Genomic DNA, 17,674 nt, shown 5'->3' with positions numbered 1-17,674 from the left:
TTAATCAACCCTTCATATGCGCTATAACCGGACCTTTTCTCTTGCGGCCTGCATTTGTTGCCTCTTCCCCGTCAGCGGGGTAGTGCAGGCACAGGACGCCGCCCCCCCCGAAAAAATTACCACCGTGGAAGGTGTCACCGAGTACCGCCTAGACAACGGCCTGAGCGTGCTGCTGTTCCCCGACCAGTCGGTACCGACCGCCACCGTAAACATCACCTACAAGGTGGGCAGCCGCCACGAGGCCTACGGCGAAACCGGCATGGCTCACTTGCTGGAGCACCTCGTCTTCAAGGGCACGCCCGACCACCCCGATATCCCGCAGGAACTCACCGAGCACGGTGCGCGCCCCAACGGTACCACCTGGTACGACCGCACGAACTACTTCGAGACCTTTTCCGCCACGGACGAAAACCTGGAGTGGGCCCTCGACCTGGAGGCGGATCGTATGGTCAATTCCTTTATCGCCAAGGAGGATTTGGAGAGCGAGATGACCGTCGTCCGCAACGAATTCGAAAGCGGCGAGAACGACCCCGGCGGCGTGCTGATGGAGCGCGTCCTGAGCAGCGCCTACCTCTGGCACAATTACGGTAAGTCGACCATCGGCTCCAAGGCCGACCTGGAGAACGTGCCCATCGAGCGGCTCCAGGGTTTCTACCGCAAGTACTACCAGCCCGACAACGCCGTACTGGTGGTGGCCGGTAAATTCGATCCCGACCGCGTACTCGACCTGGTGCAGGAGAAGTTCGGCAGCATCCCACGGCCCGAGCGTACCCTGTATCCCACCTACACCCGCGAGCCCGTCCAGGACGGTGAGCGGTTCGTGGAACTGAAGCGGGTAGGCGACGTACAGGTGGTACAGGCCGCCTATCACATCCCGGCCGGTCCGCACCCCGATTACGCGGCCATAGCCGTATTGATGAATACGCTGACCGACGAGCCGAACGGAATTCTGTACAAGGCTCTCGTGGAGAACGGCAACGCCAGCATGCTGTGGGGCTTTGCCCCCGCGCTCGCCGAGCCGGGATTCGCCTTCTTTAACGCTAACGTGCTCAAGGAAAACGACCTGGGCGAGGTGGAAACCAAACTGAAGAATACCCTCGATAGCCTCGCCATGAACCCTCCGACCGAGGAGCAGGTCAAGCGGGCCAAGGACGGCATCCTCAAGAACTTCGAACTGGGACAGCGCGATGCCAACCGCGTAGGCCTGCAGATGAGCGGCTATATCGCGCAGGGCGACTGGCGCCTCGGCTACATCTACCGCGACCGCGTGGAGCAGGTGACGCTCGACGACGTCGTTCGGGTCGCCACCCAGTACTTCAAGCCCCAGAACCGGACGGTAGGCCGCTTCTACCCCGTACAGGCCCCCGACCGGGCGACCATCCCGGAGGTGAACGACCTGACCGCCTTCACCGAGGGCTATGAGGGCCGCGAAGCCATTGCCGAGGGGGAGGAATTCGACCCCTCCTACGATAACATCGACAGCCGCACAGTCACCGGCACCCTCGGCGAGGCAGGCAATATCGAGTACATGCTCCTCCCCAAGGAGACCCGGGGCAACAGCGTGAACGCCCAACTGCGCTTCAACCTGGGCAACCTGGAAGCCGCTACCGGCCGCTCCTTTGCCGCCGGCTACATCGGCCGGATGCTCATGATGGGTACCGAAAAATATTCCCGCCAGGAGATCCAGGACAAGCTGGACGAGCTGAAGGCCCGCGTCAACCTGTCCGGTGACGAATCTATGTCCATCGCCTACATCGAGGCGGAGAACGAAAAGCTCCCCGCCGTGATCGATCTCCTGGGTGAGATCATGCGCCACCCCACCTTCCCGGAGGAGGAGTTTGCAAAGATGAAGAAGGAAGGACTGGCCGCTATCGAAGAGAGCCGCAGCGACCCCCAGGCCATCGTCTTTACCGAAATGCAGCGCCGGACGAATGACTACCCGAAGGATCACCCCTTTTACGTACGCACCTTCGACGAGCAGGTAGAGGCCCTCAAGGCCCTGACCGTAGCCGACGTGAAGGCCTACTACGACGACGTATATGGCGGGGCGAATATCATCTTTTCCGCCAGTGGGGATATGGACGCGGACGCCGTTACGGAAGCCCTTGAACGCAACTTCGGCGACTGGACCAGCCCCGTTCCCTTCGAGCGTATCGCCCGGACCTACGAGCCCGTAAAGGCCGAGGCCGTCAAGATCGAAACGCCCGACAAGGCGAACGCCTGGTTCGTGGCCGTACAGACGCTGCCCGTCAGCCAGGACCACCCCGACTATCCCGCCCTCGTACTGGGTAACTACATGCTGGGGGGCGGCTTCCTTAACAGCCGCCTGGCCACCCGCATCCGGCAACAGGACGGCCTCAGCTACGGGGTCGGCAGCCAGTTCGGGGCCAGCGCCCTGGACGAGCGCGCAAGCTTCATGTCCTACGCCATCTACAATCCCGAGAACCGCGAGGCCCTGGAGAAAGCGTTCCGCGAGGAGATCGACAAGGCCCGTACCGAGGGCTTCACCGCCGAGGAGCTGGCGGCCGCCAAGAGCGGTTGGGTACAGGGGCAGGCCGTGAGCCGCTCCCAGGACCGCAGCATGGCCGGCGACCTGGGTAACAATGCTTACCTGGACCGCACCATGCAGTGGGACAAGAAGCTCGAGAAGCAGATGATGTCACTTACCCCCGAGCAGGTCAACGCCGCGCTCAAAAAGTACATCGACGTAGACAAGATGGTCATCCTCCGCGCCGGCGATTTCGCCAAGACGGAATCGGTAAAACGGCCGTAGACCCATCAACTGCCGCACTCTCCATAACCCAATTGGGGGAGGTGACGTTACTTTAGGCGGGATCGCGGGTGCAGTGCGCACCTGCGATCCCGTTTTCTAGTTAACTCCCATCCATGCGCAACCTCCTTTACCTGTTCCTGCCTGTCGTCCTCATTGCTTGCGAGCCCGCCGCCGCCAGTACCGAAGAAAACACTACTACCGCACCCGATCGCGGTGCCGCCGCCGAATCCGCCATGATGCTCACCGCTGCCGGGGTCGAGCCAGAAACGGCTTTCAGCTTCGAGGATATCATCTGGGGATTTACCTGGCTGCCCGACGGCCGGATGCTGGCCACCGTGAAAGATGGGCGGCTGCTGCTTATTGACGGCGACGCCTCCACGGAGGTGTCCGGAGTGCCGGAAGTCCGCGATGCCGGACAGGGTGGCCTGCTCGACGTACTGCTGGATCAGGACTTTGACGATAACCGCTACGTGTACCTCAGCTGGAGCCGGCCCGAAGACGGCGGCGAGAAGGGCTACACCTCCGTCGGCCGCGGTACCCTCAGTGAGGACGGCAGCCGGCTGGAGAACTTTACTTCCCTCTACGATGGCGGTCCGGCCACCGAGAAGGGGCAGCACTACGGCAGCCGGATGGTCTGGGGCCCGGACGACGGTATGCTGTACTTCACCATCGGGGAGCGGGGCAACCGGGAGGAAAACCCCCAGGACACTACGCGCGACGGGGGTAAGGTGTACCGTATCGCCGCCGACGGTACCATCCCCGCCGATAATCCCTTCGTGGGCAATCCGGAAGCCCGGACGGCCATCTGGTCCTACGGTCACCGCAATCCGCAGGGTATGGCCGTCAACCCGAACACCAACGAGATCTGGGAGAACGAGCACGGCCCCCGCGGTGGCGACGAGGTAAACGTGATCGAGCGCGGTAAAAACTACGGGTGGCCCGTGATCACCTACGGCATCAACTACAGCGGCAGCCAGATCACCGAGGAGGTGGCCCGCCCGGGCATGGAGCAACCGCTGCACTACTGGGTGCCCAGCATCGCGCCGAGCGGTATGGCCTTCGTGACCGGCGACCGGTACCCCGGCTGGAACGGGGATATGCTGGTCGGAAGCCTCAAGTTCAGCTACCTGAAGCTGGTCAACCTCGACGGAAAGAAGGTGGTCGGTGAAATGGAGCTGATCCCTAACCTCGGCCGCGTCCGCGACGTACGCATGGGCCCCGACGGGTACATCTACGCAAGCGTGGAGGGTACCGGTATCGTACGGGTAGTGCCCGTGTAGCACCTGATGGCGCCGGGGCCGCTAAAAGGCTCCGCCGAGTAGGAAAAAGAATACGAGCAGCACTACGCAGCCGGCGACGACCATACGGGTCTTCTCCAGCCGGGTCTGACTTTCGCGGTGCGATTGTCGCAGCTTGTTGAGGGGGGTCTGTGCCTCGTGGTTGATGCGGCAGCTGTAATCGTAGTGGTTGCCGCCCGTATGGTCGATGCTGACTTCGCAGAGCTCGTGATCGAGAAAGACGGAGTAGGTCTTGGATTCGCGTACCCCGAAGTCGATCTGTACTACCTTATCGTTACAGTGCAGCACCACGTGCTGGGTCTTGTCGCCGTGAAATAGCCCGAGCGTGTAGCTGGTGCCTTGGTGGCCGGTGATGTTCCAGGAGTATTGTGGCATGGGCGGGGGACCCTCGGGGCGTTTACTTCGTCAATAAGGTACCGAATAAATTTTACGGCGTTACATCTTTAACGTTTGTGAATGCGTCTGCGCGGCCCGCCGTAGCCACCTCCGGAGCGGCAAAATCGGGCCAGCTGCCCTCGCTACGCAGGAGACGAAAGCGGGCGAAAAGCTCCTCCTTGTACCAGTTGCGCTCGCGCGTAAGCCTGACCACTTCCCGGTGGTGATCTCCCCGGTAGGCGAAGTCGGTCATGGCCCGTCCGCTGGACCACACGCTGAACGTAGCCTGCATGAAGACGGGATACTCCCCGATGCCGATGCTCAACAAGCGTTCTTCCCGCTCCTGTACCGAGCGGCTGGTGGCGGGCACGTAGCGCCAGAAATCGGGCAACTTCCGGGGCCTTATCGTAGCGCGGGTAATGACGGCCACAGGGGCTCCGGGGTCGTAGGCTTCGGGGCGGGGGGAGAAGGGGTTGCCGCCGCCCCAGGCACCGTGAGCCATCGTGGCTTCCAGGCGGAAGGTGATGCGCCGGTCGGTACGTGCGATCGCCTCCGCGTACCAGGGGTCGGCGGCGAAGAACCGGTCGGCGTCGGCCGCCCCCCGCCAGTGGGCTACGAGGGCATAAACGCCTAAATTGGGCAGGAGACTGAAGCCGGTACCCCCGCCGCTGCCCATGAGCCGGCTGAAGGTCAGGCCCGGTACCTCCGCCAGGCGCCCCTGGGCAAGTTGCATCTGCGAAAGGGCCCAGAAACGGGAGGCCAGGCCTGGATAATGAAGCAGGGTGACGGTAGTGATGGCAGGTTTATTTACTTGAACAAACTATGCCCGGCGGCCAACCGTTCAGAATTTGTCTCTTTTGAGTGAGGTCAAAATTGTAATTTCCCCTCCATGGATTTGAAGATGAAGAATGAGGGCAAGTTCGACTACCTGGAAACGGGTGGTTCCGGCGAACCCCTTCTGTTGTTGCACGGCCTGTTCGGGGGGCTGAGCAACTTCGGGGCCCAGATCGAGGAGTTTCGTTCCCGCTTCAACGTAGTAGTACCCACCCTTCCCATCTTCGGCCTGCCCCTGCGCAAGGTTTCGCTGGCCGGCCTGGTGGACCACCTCGCCGACTTCATCGTGCATAAGGGGTACCCCGCCGTACATCTGATGGGCAACAGCCTCGGGGGGCACGTCGGCATCCTCTACGCGATCGACCACCCGGACCGTATCGCCTCCGTTATTCTGACGGGCAGCAGCGGGCTCTTCGAGAGCGCCATGGGCAACAGCTTCCCGCCGCGTAATAACTACGAGTTCATCAAGAAGAAGGTGGAAAGCACCTTTTACGACCCGGCCACCTCGAGCCAGGAACTCGTCGACGAGGTATACAATACCGTCAACGACCGCAACAAGGGCATCCGCATCGTGATGACGGCCAAGTCGGCCGTACGCCACAACCTGGCGCACAAGCTCGACAAGGTCACCGCGCCCACCCTCCTCGTGTGGGGCAAGCAGGATACCATTACGCCCCCCTTCGTCGGCGAACAGTTCCACGAACTCATCGCCGATTCCGAACTTCACTTCATCGACGAGTGCGCCCACGCCCCGATGATGGAGCAGCCCGAGGAGTTCAACCACATCATGGGGAACTTTCTGGAGCGGGTTACGGTAGGACAGCCTTCCCCGGCGTAGGTATTATTCGCCGCGGAGTACGCGGAGGGCTTCTCGGATTGATTGGCGGATTGGCGGCTGCATCGTCTACCGTGCGTACAAGGTCCGCGGGTGTCCGCGTCCCACGCTGTTCCGGTGCAGCCGCCCTCCGGTTCATTACAGTGCGTTTCGTGTTGCCAGATCGGCATTCACGATACCCCAACCAAAATTGCCGTCCCGGGAAGGATAGAGGCTGGCCGACCGCTTCAGCCGCTCGTATACCTGGCTGCTGCTCTGCGTGGGGTCCGTAGCCCAGACCAGCGCCGCGATACCGGCCATGGTTGCCGTGGCCGCACTGGAGCCGCCGACGTAACCGGGGGTAGCACCGCTGCGGCTGAGGGTAATGGTGGACCGGCCGTTGTCTTCGCGGCGCTGCATGACGGCCACCAGGTCTACTTCGCTGCCGTCGTGACAGGTGTTGCAGCGGAGGTAGGGCGTACCGGTCTGGATGCCCGTTACGGCGACCGTTTCGGGGAGGTTGGCGGGGAAGATGACACCATACCAACTGGTCCAGGTGAGGCTGGTGCCCGCGGCACAGAAGATGAGCTTGCCACGGTTGCGGGCGTAGTGGATCCCGTCCTCGACGGTACCGCTGCTGAACACGTCGCCGATCGACATACTGACGACGTGAGTACCCGCGTCGTTGCCGGCGAGTACGAGTGCATACTTCACGCCGCGCTTCTCCTTGCTGGCGTTGATGATCACGTCCGAGGTGGCGCGGATGGCCAGCAGGTCGCTGCGGTAGGCTACCCCTACGGAGCTGCCCGTACCTGTCCGGGGAGCGGTGGCCAGGCCGGCCATCTGGGTGCCGTGGCCGCACTGGTCGTCGGGGCCGTCGGTGCGGCTGCTCCACCAGCTGGGCTGGTAAGTGCCGGCACGCGTCAGCTCCCGACCGCTGCCAAACCCGCCGTTGAGCCGGTCCTGCTCGGGATAGGTACCCGAATCGATGATGCAGATGCCGATGTCTTCACCACGGCTGCGGGCCCAGGCGGCGGGGATGCCCATGGGGTCGTAGTTCCAGGCCACCTTGGCACCGGGGCTTACCGTCCGGTAGTCCTCGGCGTCGACGTCGGCGGCGGGCGCCTCGCTGCAGCCGGAGTCGGAGCGGAATTGTACTTCCCCGGCGGTGTAGTTGCTGGGTTCGAGGTAGCGGACATCGGGCCGGTTGCGGAAGGCCGCCAGTACCTCGGGATGCAGGATGCGTACTTCGAGCACCGGCAGGACGCCGTCTTCCGGGGCGACGAAGAGCTCCTCCTCGGTGGGGGCGGTACCCGTAGCCCGCTCGGTGGCCGCGATGAGGTCGCTGACCAACCGGTCGCGCGTCACCCGCCAGGCCGGTTCGGCCACATCGATTTCGTGGATGCGGGCGCGTACGTCGGTGACGCCGGCGGGCCGGTAGCCAAGTACGGCCTGGTGGTCGCTGAGGGAGAGAGCCGACCAGACGACCGCGTCGGGCGCGGCATTCCAGTCGAATACCCGGTCGGTGGTACGCAGGTGATTCGCCACCAGCTCGTCCAGCGCGGCGTGCGTCAGGGGCGGGGCGGAGGTATCGTCCGGGCTGAGGCGCTCGGGGGCACAGGCGGTGACCGCCAGTAACAGGAAAAGGCAGGGTAAGATTCGTAGCATGATCGATGGATTAGGGCTGCAAGACGGTTGATTGCCAACGGGTCTCCAGCGTAACGTAAACCCCGGAAATTACCGCTTCACGCCCAGAATTTCTGACCTGAACCGATAAAAGCTTCCCTTTCACCGGGCTTAATGAAAGATTAAACCGCCCTACGGACTTCAATCATCCGGCCAAAGGGACGTTCTTTGCGTATGGCGCGTACCCAACTTACCCTGCTCCTTACCGTATTGCTCTGCACCTGCGCCACGGCGCAAACGACCTCCGGCCTGCCCGGAACGGACGTACCCGACTACTTCGGCAACCGGGTATTTTCCCACGCCGACAGCCTGCGGGGCAGCCTGCGCCCCGCCCGCTCCAACTACGACGTCACCTACTACGAGCTGCACCTCGACGTGGACGTGGTGGAGCACACCATCGAGGGGCACGTGGACATGGAGTATACCGTGCTGGGACCACTACCCGTGCTGCAGGTAGACCTCTACGATAACCTGCAGATCGACGGGATCGAGCAGGAGGGCCGGGCCCTCAACTTCACGCGGGAGGCCAACGCCGTCTTTGTGACCCTGCCCGAATCCCCGTCGCTCGGCAGCCGCCACCGCATGACGATCCGCTACGGCGGCACGCCCACCGAGGCGAAGAACGCCCCCTGGGACGGCGGCTTCGTCTGGGAACTCGACCAGAAAAACCGCTACTGGGCGGCCGTGGCCTGCGAAGGCGACGGTGCCAGCCTCTGGTGGCCTAACAAGGATCACCTCGGAGACGAGCCCGACAGTATGCTCATCAGCGTCACGGTACCCCAGCGGCTCTTCGCGGCCAGCAACGGCAACCTGCGCGCGGAAACGGAACTGGAGGACGAGCGAAAGATGCGCTACGACTGGTTTGTGAGCTACCCGATCAACAACTACGACGTCTCGATCGCCATCGGCCACTACGAGCACTTCTCGGATACCTACCGGGCCTTCGACGGGGAGGAGCTGGCCCTCGATTACTACGTGCTGGACTACAACGTGCCTAAGGCGCGCAAGCAGTTCAAGCAGGTGCACCCCATGCTGCAGGCCTACGAGCACTACTTCGGCAAGTACCCCTTCTGGGAAGACGGCTTCGCCCTCATCGAGGTGCCCTACCTGGGCATGGAGCACCAGAGTGGGATCGCCTACGGCAATCGCTACATGCGCGGCTACCTGGGCGGACTGATCCCCAGCGACATGGACTGGGACTACATCATCGTCCACGAGGCGGGCCACGAGTACTTCGGCAACTCGATCAGCGTAGCCGACCACGCGGAGATGTGGATCCACGAATCCTTCACCACCTATATGGAGGCCCTGTACGTGGAATACCACTACGGCATCGAGTCGGCCCTGCGCTACCTCACCAGCCAGCTGCGCTACATCACCAACGAGGAGCCGATGCTCGGCCCGCTGGACGTGAACTTCACCGACTTCGCCTCCTCCGACCACTACTACAAGGGGGCCTGGATGCTGCACACCCTGCGGAACGTGCTCTACGACGATCCGCTGTTCTTCGGTATGCTGCGCAGCTTTTACCAGGACCACGCCCGCAGCACGGTCAGTACCCAGCAGGTGATCGACTACTTCAGCCACTACGCCGGCCGCGACCTGCAGCCCTTCTTCGACCAGTACCTGAAGCACCCCGAGCCACCGGTGCTGGAGCTGCGCCGCAACGGCGATCAGCTGCAGTACCGCCTGCAGGCTGACGTGGCCGGGCTGGCCATGCCCGTGGGCATTTACCTCCAGGATGAATACGTGCGCCTGCTGACCACCGCCGACTGGCAACCGCTGGGGACCGGCCTCGAACCTGAGGACGTGCGCATCGACAACCAGCGCTTCCTGGTGGGGCTGCGGGTGGTCACCGAGCAGAAGTAGGTTACTCGCCGCGGGTGACGGCGGCCGCGAGCTCGTCGTACCAGTCCTCGCCGTACTTCCGGACAAGCGCCGGCTTCGCAAATTCGTAGATGCGGATCTTTTCCCGCTCGCCCCGCGTGCAGGCGGCGGAGCAGATGTCCCATACGTCGTAGTTGAGGGCTTCGAAGCCGGTCTGGGGATTCTTCTTGACGCGGATGGGGTAGAGGTGGCAGCTGATCGGCTTCTTCCAGCCGATGGCGCCGTCGTTGTAGGCCTGCTCGATGCCGCACTGGGCGGTACCGGTGCCGTCGAGGGTCATGTACGCGCAGGCGCCGCCGTCGACCAGGGTGGTATCGTGGCCGTTGCCGTTGCGGACGTAACGCCCCTGCTCCGCGATCGCGGCGCGGCCGGCCTCGGTCAGGTAGGGGCTCACGGAGGGGTAGATCTCGTCCATGATCGCGAGCTCGTCCTCCTCCAGGGGGGCACCGTAGTCGCCTTCCCAGCAGCAGGCCCCCTTGCAGGCGTTGAGGTTGCAGGCGAAGGATTCGTCGGTGACGTCGTCGCTGACCAGGATGGATCCGATGATGTACATACGCGGGATAGGGTAGGGGGCGCAAAGGTCGGTAAAAGTAGGGGCTCAGCCACGTCGGCTGCCTACCTTGCGGCGTGTCCCTGAAGAAACTATCCGGCGAAACCCTGGTCTACGGCCTCAGCAGCGTCATGGGGCGCATGCTCAATTTCGTGCTGGTCACCCCCTTCATCACCCGCGTGCTCGACGAGGGAGAGAACGGGGAGGTCGGTAACCTGATGTTCTGGGTGGCCTTCCTGATCGCGCTGCTCGTGTTTCGGATGGATACGGCCGTCTTCCGCTTTGCCAGCCGCGGAGACTACGACCCCGCCGCCGTGGTCCGCCGCTGCCAGCGCCTGGTCTTGGGCTTCACCCTTGTCGTGATCGTGCCGCTGTTGCTGTTCAGTGACCGGATCGCAGGTCTGCTCAACGCGGTTTACGCGACCACCTACGTTCGGCTCGTGCTGATCACCGTCGCCTTCGATGTTCTGAGCGCGGTGCCTCTGGCGCGGCTCCGGCTGCAGCAGCGGGCGTGGTTCTTCCTGACGGTGAACCTCAGCAACGTCGTCCTGAATATCCTGCTGATCTACGGACTGCTGTTCTACCTGCCGGAGTACCTGCCGGACTACTTCAATCCGGGATTCGGGGTGGGGTATTACCTCCTGGCGCTGGCCGTCGCGGCCGGACTGCGGTACGTCATGCTGGTCGTGGACGGCCTGCTGCGGCCCGTCCCCGGCGAGGAAAGCAAAACCGAGCTGGGCGGTCCGGCCCTCGGTAAGCTCTTTTCCTACACCCTGCCGCTGACGGTGGTGTCCGTGGCCGGCATCGCCAACGGGCTGGTGGGGCCTACGGTACTGATCGGCTACGACGCCGACCAGGCGGGCTACTTTAGGGCCGCGCTCAGCATGGCGGTCTTCCTGAATCTCTTCGTGACCGCCTACCAGTACGCGGCCGAGCCCTTCTTCTTCCGGCAGTCGGGCAGCGACCTGGCCACGGCCGACCGCACCATCTACGCCGATGCGATGCGGGCCTACGGGCTGGTGGGGACGCTGGCCAGTGCGGGCATCCTCCTCGGGTTGCCGTGGCTGCAGTACTTCATCGGGGCCGACGTGCGACCCGGACTGGTGGTGCTGCCGCTGCTCCTGGCCGCCAATTTCCTCTTCGGCCTGTACAGCAACCTCAGTATCGCGTACAAGCTCACGGACCAGACCTTCCTCGGCGGTGTCATCGCCCTGGTGGGGTCCATCTTCGCGGTGGGCGGGCCGCTGCTCTTCACGGCGACCTACGGCATCTGGGCTCCGGCCGTGGGCATGGTGGCCTGTTTCCTGGTCATGTGCGGCCTGGCGTACCTGGTGTCGCGGCGGCACTTTCCCGTCGACTATCCCCTCGGGCGCATCCTGCTCTACGTCGGGCTGGCATCGGGCGCCTGCCTGCTCGGCAACGTCTCCGACCACCTCCTCTGGCGGGCGACGCTGCTCATTTTGCTCACGGCCGCCTTCGCCCTGCTCGAGCGGAAGTGGCTGATTCGTACCTTTGGCGGCGGGGCCGCGGGTGCGGCGTAAACCCGGCAACGCATGAAAAATACTGGTTTCCTCCTCTGTTTGCTGATGGCTATGCTGCTGCTTGCGGGCTGCTCCGTGCCCTTCAAGAAGCGCAACGTATTGGTGATCGGCGACAGCAACGGCGCGGCGGGTCGCGGCTGGGTGTACCAGCTGCAGCAGCTGCGGGGCAACGGACCCCTGGTAAATACCGCCCTCAGCGGCAACACCATCGGCTTTACCGACGACGGCAACGTAGAGCGCAATACCCTGGAAAACCTCACCTCCTACCTGCGCCGCGGCTACGCCGAGATGGGGGGCATCGACGATATCCTCATCGGGCTGGGCACCAACGACTGCAAGCAGAAATTCAGCGACCGCCACGGGGAGATCCCCGCCAACTTGGATACCCTGCTGAACCGGACGCAGCGCTTCTTCGCCGAGCGTGGGCAGGACATGCCCCGCATCGTCTTGCTTACCCCGCCCCCGGTGGCGGAAGACGCGGTAGTTAGCGCGGAGTTCCGCGGCGCGCGGGCGTGTACCGAAGAGCTCAGCGCAGCCCTGCGGCGTACGGCTACGCTGCGGGGCTACTGCCTGGTCGACTGGCAGGAACGGCCCGGCGACGAAATCCTGGAGCAGAGCGACGACGGTATCCACTTCAACGAGCGTGGCTACGAGATCCTCGCGCGGCAGGTGGTGCGGAGCTGTTACTAGGCTACCCGCCAGGCGACCCCCCCAACCGCATCTGAGGGGTAAGCAAAAACCACACCTATGTTTACCGCCAAGACGCGCCGGGAATCCCCCGCCGTGAACGCCGGCTCCATGGCCGACATCGCCTTCCTCCTGCTCATCTTCTTTCTCGTTACGACCACCATTCAGGAGGACCGGGGCGTGCTGGTCAAGCTTCCCCGCTGGGATCCGGAGGCGCCCGTCACCCCCACCTCGGAGGTCCTGACGGTCATCCTCGATGCCGACGGCCGGCTGATGGTCGAGGGAGAGCGGGCGACGCCCGGTGCCCTACCTGACTTGCTGCGGGAGTATATCCTATCGCCCGAGCGGACACCCCGGCAGGCTACCGTTAGCCTGATTCACGACCGCAGTACCGGGTACGGGGCCTACGTGGGCGTCTACGATGCCCTGCTGGCCGGCTACCGCGACCTGTGGGATGGGGAGGCGGAGCGTCGGTTCGGCCAGGCCTACGCCGAACTTAGCGACGGCGAGCGGGCGGAGGTGCGGGAGCGCATACCGCTGACGATCAGCGAAGCCGAGCCGAACGATGTTCGTGGGGTAGGGGGCCGCTAGGGGTTGAGCCGCCCGCCGCAGTACTTGCAGTAGACCGCGTCGGCGGCGTGCCCCTCGCGCGAGCAGTAGCGGCAAACCTGCGTGCTCAGTTCCGATTCCTTGTTTTTGGAGTTCATCATCTCGTTGGTCACGATGCCCGTCGGCACGGCGATGATGGCGTAGCCCAGGATCATCACGATTGCCGAGATGAATTGCCCGAAGCGGGTCTGCGGCGTGATGTCGCCGTAGCCCACCGTGGTGATGGTGACGATGGCCCAGTAGACAGCACGCGGGATGGAGGAGAAACCGTCGTTGGAGCCGCCCTCCAGCAGGTACATGAAGGAGCCGATGATGATGACCAGGATGGTCACGGCGAAGAGGAATACGGCGATCTTGTTGCGGCTGGCGACGAGGGCCCGCCCAAGCTGATCGCCTTCGCTGAGGTACTGCCCCAGCTTGAAGATCCGGAAGACCCGCATCAGGCGCAGGATCCGGATGATGAGGAAGTACTGGGCGTTGGCCAGCAGCAACCCTAGGTAGGAGGGGAGGATGGCCAGAATGTCGACGACGCCGTAGAAGCTCAGGGCGTACTTGAGGGGATTGAGCGTCACCCACAGCCGCAGCACGTACTCCACCGTGAAAACGATGGTAAGGACCCACTCGATATAGAAGAATAGCCAGCCGTACTGTTGGTTGAAATCGGAAGAACTCTCCAGCATCACCACCACGATAGAGATACAGATGAGGACCAACAGGGCTATGTCGAAGAACTTTCCCGCCGGGGTGTCGGCCTCGAATATGATCTCGTGTATACGGTGTCGCAGGCTGTTTTCGCGCATATTCGCGGGGCGATTATACCGGTAAGGTAAGCAGCGGTCCCCACACCCGGCCTATACGCCGCCGTCGGCGCGGCGGGGGAGCATCTCGGAAACCGGTATCCGTACCCGTACCCGCGTTCCGGCGGCCGTCCCGTCCGCCGCGTACAGGTCTTCGATCCGTACCCACTCGCGGTCCGCGTCGGAGAGCAGTTGGAGCCTGGATTCGGTAATTTGGGTACCCCGCGATTTGTGGTGCGCCCGGCCCGGATCACGGGCCTGCATTTCGGCCACGCGCACCCGACCGATTCCGTTGTCGGTGACGGTGGCAAGCAGGTGGTCGTCGTCATCCGGCATGAACACAACCTCGATGTGCCCCTCCGCCTGTCCGCGCAGCCCGTGCTCGATGGCATTTTCCACGTAGGGTTGCAGGATCATGGTGGGTACGCCGGTGATGTCCTCTTCCAGGTCGGGGTGCAGGCTTATCCCGTAGGTAAGGGTGCCCTCGTACCGGAGGTGGCGATTGATCTCCAGGTAATCGGTAAGGAATTGCCGTTCCTCCTCCAGGGTGATGTACTCCCGGTTGGCGTATTCCAGGCTCTGGCGCATCAGCATGGCAAACTTGGCCAGGTGCTTGCTGGCGGTAGCGGCGTCGTTCGTGGAGATGAACGACTGGATGCTGTTCAGGGCGTTGTACAGAAAGTGGGGGTTCATCTGCGCCCGCAGCGCCTTGAGCTTAAGCTGGCTGGCGCGCAGCTTGAGTTGGCGGTTTTCCTGTTCGCGCGCTTCCGCGCGGAACTGGGCGGCGAACTGCTCCTGCCGCAGGATATCCACCTGCTGGTGGAAGCGCCGGTTGTAGCGGTCGTAGGTACAGTGGTAGTGGTAGGCGTCCGCGAATTCCTCGAGGCGCGCATGGGCGACGGACAGGTACAGGTAGGCGTCGGCCACCATGCTCAGCAGGCGCGGATCGCTGGTGCTATCGTCGACTTCCGCTACCGGCAGGGCCCGGTTGAGCTCGGTGATGGCCGCTTGCCAGTCGCCGGCGTCCATCAGCTGGGTAGCCCGCATGAATCCTATGCTGGCCAGCTCCACGTGGTCGGGCTCGGCCTCCCCGCGGTACAGCTCCTCCGCCCGGTCGAGGTAGGTAGCCGTGCGGTCGTACTCCCCGAGATGGTACAGGCAGAAGCCCATATTGGCGTAGGCGGCCGCCAGGGCCCGGGAGGAACCGTTGGCCTCACCGTCGATAACGGCCTCGAAGTAGGTGGCGGCACCCGTATAGTCACCTCCGGAGATGAGCTCCTTACCGAGGTTCAGCTGGTGCCAGGGCAGGCGGGCCCGCAGGCCGATCGTCTCGCATCTCCGGATGGCACGTTCGAAGGCCGCTACCGCCCGCTCGCTCTCCCCGCTGTTCTGGTAGATCGTACCCATGCCGGACTGCGCCAGGGAGTACATGTAGTGGTCCTGGGGCGTGAGGGCAAAGGTGCCGCCGCCGAGAAGATTTTCAGCTTCGAGAAATTTGGTGGTGGCCTTGGGATAACTGAAGAAGAGCAGGTACAGGTAGCCGTGCCGGCAGGCGGCGTGGGCCCGCATTCGGTCGCTGGGGTACGAATCGAGCAGGCGCAGCGCGCGATCCAGGTAATCGCTCGCGGACTCGATTTTACCCAGATTGCTGAGGTGACCCGTGTAGGCCAGGTATACTTCCAGGCGGTCGGCAATGTCGCCCCGCTGCTCGGCACTCTCGAGCGCTACGGCGAAGGGACCGGCAGCGGCCTCGTGGCGGTACTCCTGGCTTTCCAGGTTAGCCAGGTGGAGGTGGTAGCTGAGGCGGTAATCCTCCCCCGTCCGGTGTTCGAGAGTAGGTAGCTCGGCGGAAAATCGGTCAAGCAGGCGGCGCTGTCGCTGCAACAACTGCCGCGCCTCCCGGGGATTGGTGTAGACGTACTCATCGAGCAGGTGGCGCAGACGCTCGATCTCCCCGGGGTCGTCTTCGGGGTGGGCACGTTCCGGGCCGTCCGGTCCGGGGGCGATTCCCTGCGGGTGTGACATCTAAGGGGGGTAACCTACGCTACTGGGGCATGATGCCCCCGCACACGCGGCGGAACCAGTGGCCGCGGCGCTTGCCGCCGGTGATCTGGTCCATCGCATCGCGGTCCAGGGCTTTTACCTGCTGGTCGTTGCGGAGTTCCTCAATGGTTTTTTTCCCGTTCTGCGCCATGGGAAGTGTGTCTTTTGTGTGGTTATGTTGCGAACGAACGGCATAGCACCCGTTCGCGAAGGGAGGCCTACTGAGCCAACGCTTCCAAGGTAAGGATTATGCAACAGTTAACTATAATTCTTGCAGCAGGCGCAATTGCATCATAAATGCCGACCGCCGGCGCCGGCTTACCTCGATGTGCTTGTCGTCGTCCATGATCAGGTAGCCCCCTTCCCCCTTCACGAATTTTTTCATGTAGTTCATATTAATGACGTGCCGCTTGTGTACCCGGTAAAAATTAAAGGGGGTGAGTAGGTCCTCGTAGTACTTGATGGTCTTGGCCACGGTTATGCGCTGTCCGCCCCGCAGGTGCACGTGGGTGTAGTTGTCTTCCGCCTCGAAGCGGATGATGTCGCGCATCTCGGCGAATTCCACGCCGTCCACCCCGCCGAAGCCCATCTTAGTGAAGGTATTGGGGTGCTCCTGGTATTGTTGGAGGACCTCCAGCCGCTCGTCGGTGCGGGCCTCCTTGCGCGGACGGATGCGGGATACCGCCTCGACGAGGAGGTCGGGGTCAATGGGTTTCAGGATATAGCCGATACTGGAATAGGCGCAGGCCTTCATCGCGAAGCGATCGTAGGCCGTAACGAAGATGATGTCGAAGTCGACGGGTTGGATACGCTCCAGGAGCTGGAAGACCTTCCCGTCGCCGAGGTTGATGTCGAGGAAGGCGACGTCGGGCTTGAGGTCGTCGCGTTGCAGGAGCTCAACCCCGGAGGCAACGCTGTCGGCATCACCGACTACCTGTACGTCGGGGCAGTGCAGGCTAAGCATCTGGGTGAGGTTGACGAGGCCCTTTCGCTCGTCTTCAATGATTACGGCACTGAGTAGCATGCATGAGAGATGTGGTCTTCAAAGCTACGGCTTTCTCAGTTCCCGGGCCGGCTCACGGGGATGCGCCCATCGACCTGCAGGACCCGGGCGTTGGTAAAGCCAGGGTCGCTTTCCAGGCCATAGCCGGTGATGATGTAGTCCGGCTGCGTGAGTACGACAAACTTGTTGGTGTAGATAAGCTGCCGGCTGTCGTCCCAGTTGAGTTCTTCGGTCTCGAGGCGCTGCAGGTCGCGCGACTCCCATACGACGCTGTCGCGGACCGTGATCAGCTGGTTACGCTGGCGGTAGACGCCGTCGTTCGCGACCAGCGTGCTGGTTGTATCCTGCAGCTCGTCCAGAAAGTAAGCGATGAGGCCCTCCGGAAATTCCTGCCGCGGATCGGCCGGGGTCAGGTAGTTGTACATCACCGGCGCCTCCAGGATGAGGCGCACGCGGGCGGAGTCGCTCCACAGGATTTGGACACCCGTGGCTACCTCCAGCTCGTCATCGAAGGCATCCTGCAACCGCGCCACTTCGGCGGGGTCGTTGATGCAGCCGACAAGCAACAGCACAAACGGTATGGCGTACCGGATCAGGCCCATCGGGCGCTGAGGCCGGCGCGCAGCTGCCCGTACAGGTCGGGGTCCTGGGGCACGAATGCCTGGTTGGCCTTGTAGAGGTAGACGACGAGGATCACGAAGAGGAGGAAGGCGATTACTCCGCCCATGATCAAGTATCCTTTCGTACCCGCATGCTTGATTTCAGACATCTCTTATC

At 63.1% G+C, this 17,674-nt stretch carries 17 protein-coding genes; 7 read left to right on the top strand and 10 right to left on the bottom strand.

The window, feature by feature from the left end:
• Positions 1-16 precede the first annotated feature (16 nt).
• Together DQG19_RS05175 and DQG19_RS05170 are read left to right on the top strand one after the other, a co-directional pair.
• A complete protein-coding gene (locus tag DQG19_RS05175) occupies positions 17-2,773 on the top strand; it encodes a M16 family metallopeptidase (RefSeq protein WP_116125118.1) in 2,757 nt (918 codons plus the stop codon).
• A 113-nt stretch (positions 2,774-2,886) separates the two neighbouring features.
• Positions 2,887-4,053, top strand: a complete 1,167-nt coding sequence (locus DQG19_RS05170) for a PQQ-dependent sugar dehydrogenase (RefSeq protein WP_116125117.1) — start codon at positions 2,887-2,889, stop codon at positions 4,051-4,053.
• 21 nt (positions 4,054-4,074) lie between these two features.
• Here DQG19_RS05170 and DQG19_RS05165 read toward each other — a convergent pair whose 3' ends face one another.
• A complete protein-coding gene (locus tag DQG19_RS05165; RefSeq protein ID WP_116125116.1) occupies positions 4,075-4,446 on the bottom strand; it encodes a hypothetical protein in 372 nt (123 codons plus the stop codon).
• A gap of 52 nt (positions 4,447-4,498) precedes the next feature.
• A complete protein-coding gene (locus tag DQG19_RS05160; protein ID WP_198661653.1) occupies positions 4,499-5,179 on the bottom strand; it encodes a hypothetical protein in 681 nt (226 codons plus the stop codon).
• Between the two features lie 156 nt (positions 5,180-5,335).
• On the opposite strand from DQG19_RS05160, the gene DQG19_RS05155 reads away from it, so the two are divergent.
• Positions 5,336-6,118 (top strand): alpha/beta fold hydrolase, encoded by a 783-nt coding sequence (locus DQG19_RS05155; RefSeq protein WP_116125115.1) that lies wholly within the window; start codon positions 5,336-5,338, stop codon positions 6,116-6,118.
• 135 nt (positions 6,119-6,253) lie between these two features.
• On the opposite strand, the gene DQG19_RS05150 is transcribed toward DQG19_RS05155, so the two are convergent.
• The gene (locus DQG19_RS05150; RefSeq protein ID WP_116125114.1) at positions 6,254-7,762 is read right to left on the bottom strand and encodes a S8 family peptidase; all 1,509 of its coding nucleotides are present in this window, start codon (positions 7,760-7,762) and stop codon (positions 6,254-6,256) included.
• Between the two features lie 192 nt (positions 7,763-7,954).
• Here DQG19_RS05150 and DQG19_RS05145 point away from each other — a divergent pair, with 192 nt between their 5' ends.
• A complete protein-coding gene (locus DQG19_RS05145) occupies positions 7,955-9,649 on the top strand; it encodes a M1 family metallopeptidase (protein WP_116125113.1) in 1,695 nt (564 codons plus the stop codon).
• 1 nt (position 9,650) lies between these two features.
• Here the strand turns inward: DQG19_RS05145 and DQG19_RS05140 are convergent, their stop codons facing one another.
• Positions 9,651-10,220, bottom strand: a complete 570-nt coding sequence (locus tag DQG19_RS05140) for a DUF3109 family protein (RefSeq protein WP_116125112.1) — start codon at positions 10,218-10,220, stop codon at positions 9,651-9,653.
• Between the two features lie 74 nt (positions 10,221-10,294).
• On the opposite strand from DQG19_RS05140, the gene DQG19_RS05135 reads away from it, so the two are divergent.
• From DQG19_RS05135 to DQG19_RS05125, 3 genes are read left to right on the top strand one after another with little or no spacing between them, the layout of a single operon-like run.
• Positions 10,295-11,758, top strand: a complete 1,464-nt coding sequence (locus tag DQG19_RS05135) for a lipopolysaccharide biosynthesis protein (RefSeq protein ID WP_116125111.1) — start codon at positions 10,295-10,297, stop codon at positions 11,756-11,758.
• A gap of 12 nt (positions 11,759-11,770) precedes the next feature.
• Complete coding sequence (locus DQG19_RS05130; protein ID WP_116125110.1) at positions 11,771-12,448, top strand: SGNH/GDSL hydrolase family protein; 678 nt, start codon at positions 11,771-11,773, stop codon at positions 12,446-12,448.
• Between the two features lie 57 nt (positions 12,449-12,505).
• The gene (locus tag DQG19_RS05125) at positions 12,506-13,036 is read left to right on the top strand and encodes an ExbD/TolR family protein (protein ID WP_116125109.1); all 531 of its coding nucleotides are present in this window, start codon (positions 12,506-12,508) and stop codon (positions 13,034-13,036) included.
• On the opposite strand, the gene DQG19_RS05120 is transcribed toward DQG19_RS05125, so the two are convergent.
• The 6 genes from DQG19_RS05120 to DQG19_RS20775 all read right to left on the bottom strand — a co-directional run bounded on the left by DQG19_RS05120 (position 13,033) and on the right by DQG19_RS20775 (position 17,666).
• Complete coding sequence (locus DQG19_RS05120; protein ID WP_116125108.1) at positions 13,033-13,854, bottom strand: ion transporter; 822 nt, start codon at positions 13,852-13,854, stop codon at positions 13,033-13,035. The two genes, DQG19_RS05125 and DQG19_RS05120, sit on opposite strands and share 4 nt — an antisense overlap.
• 51 nt (positions 13,855-13,905) lie before the next feature.
• Entirely contained in the window at positions 13,906-15,876 is a 1,971-nt protein-coding gene (locus DQG19_RS05115) for a histidine kinase (protein ID WP_116125107.1), read from the bottom strand.
• A gap of 19 nt (positions 15,877-15,895) precedes the next feature.
• Positions 15,896-16,045, bottom strand: a complete 150-nt coding sequence (locus DQG19_RS20780; RefSeq protein WP_157974330.1) for a hypothetical protein — start codon at positions 16,043-16,045, stop codon at positions 15,896-15,898.
• A 111-nt stretch (positions 16,046-16,156) separates the two neighbouring features.
• A complete protein-coding gene (locus DQG19_RS05110) occupies positions 16,157-16,918 on the bottom strand; it encodes a LytR/AlgR family response regulator transcription factor (protein WP_116125106.1) in 762 nt (253 codons plus the stop codon).
• A 35-nt stretch (positions 16,919-16,953) separates the two neighbouring features.
• Positions 16,954-17,469: an LPS export ABC transporter periplasmic protein LptC gene (gene lptC, locus DQG19_RS05105; RefSeq protein ID WP_157974329.1), complete on the bottom strand. Its 516-nt coding sequence runs from the start codon at positions 17,467-17,469 to the stop codon at positions 16,954-16,956.
• A gap of 20 nt (positions 17,470-17,489) precedes the next feature.
• Positions 17,490-17,666 carry a hypothetical protein gene (locus DQG19_RS20775; protein ID WP_157974328.1) on the bottom strand — a complete coding sequence of 59 codons (177 nt, stop codon included), beginning with the start codon at positions 17,664-17,666 and terminating at the stop codon, positions 17,490-17,492.
• Between the last annotated feature and the right edge of the window lie 8 nt (positions 17,667-17,674).

Origin of the sequence: Lewinella sp. IMCC34183 (genome assembly GCF_003390915.1) — a bacterium.
Lineage (GTDB): Bacteria > Bacteroidota > Bacteroidia > Chitinophagales > Saprospiraceae > Neolewinella.
The sequence above is the reverse complement of the archived record's forward strand: the minus strand, read 5'-3'. Positions and strand labels throughout refer to the sequence as shown.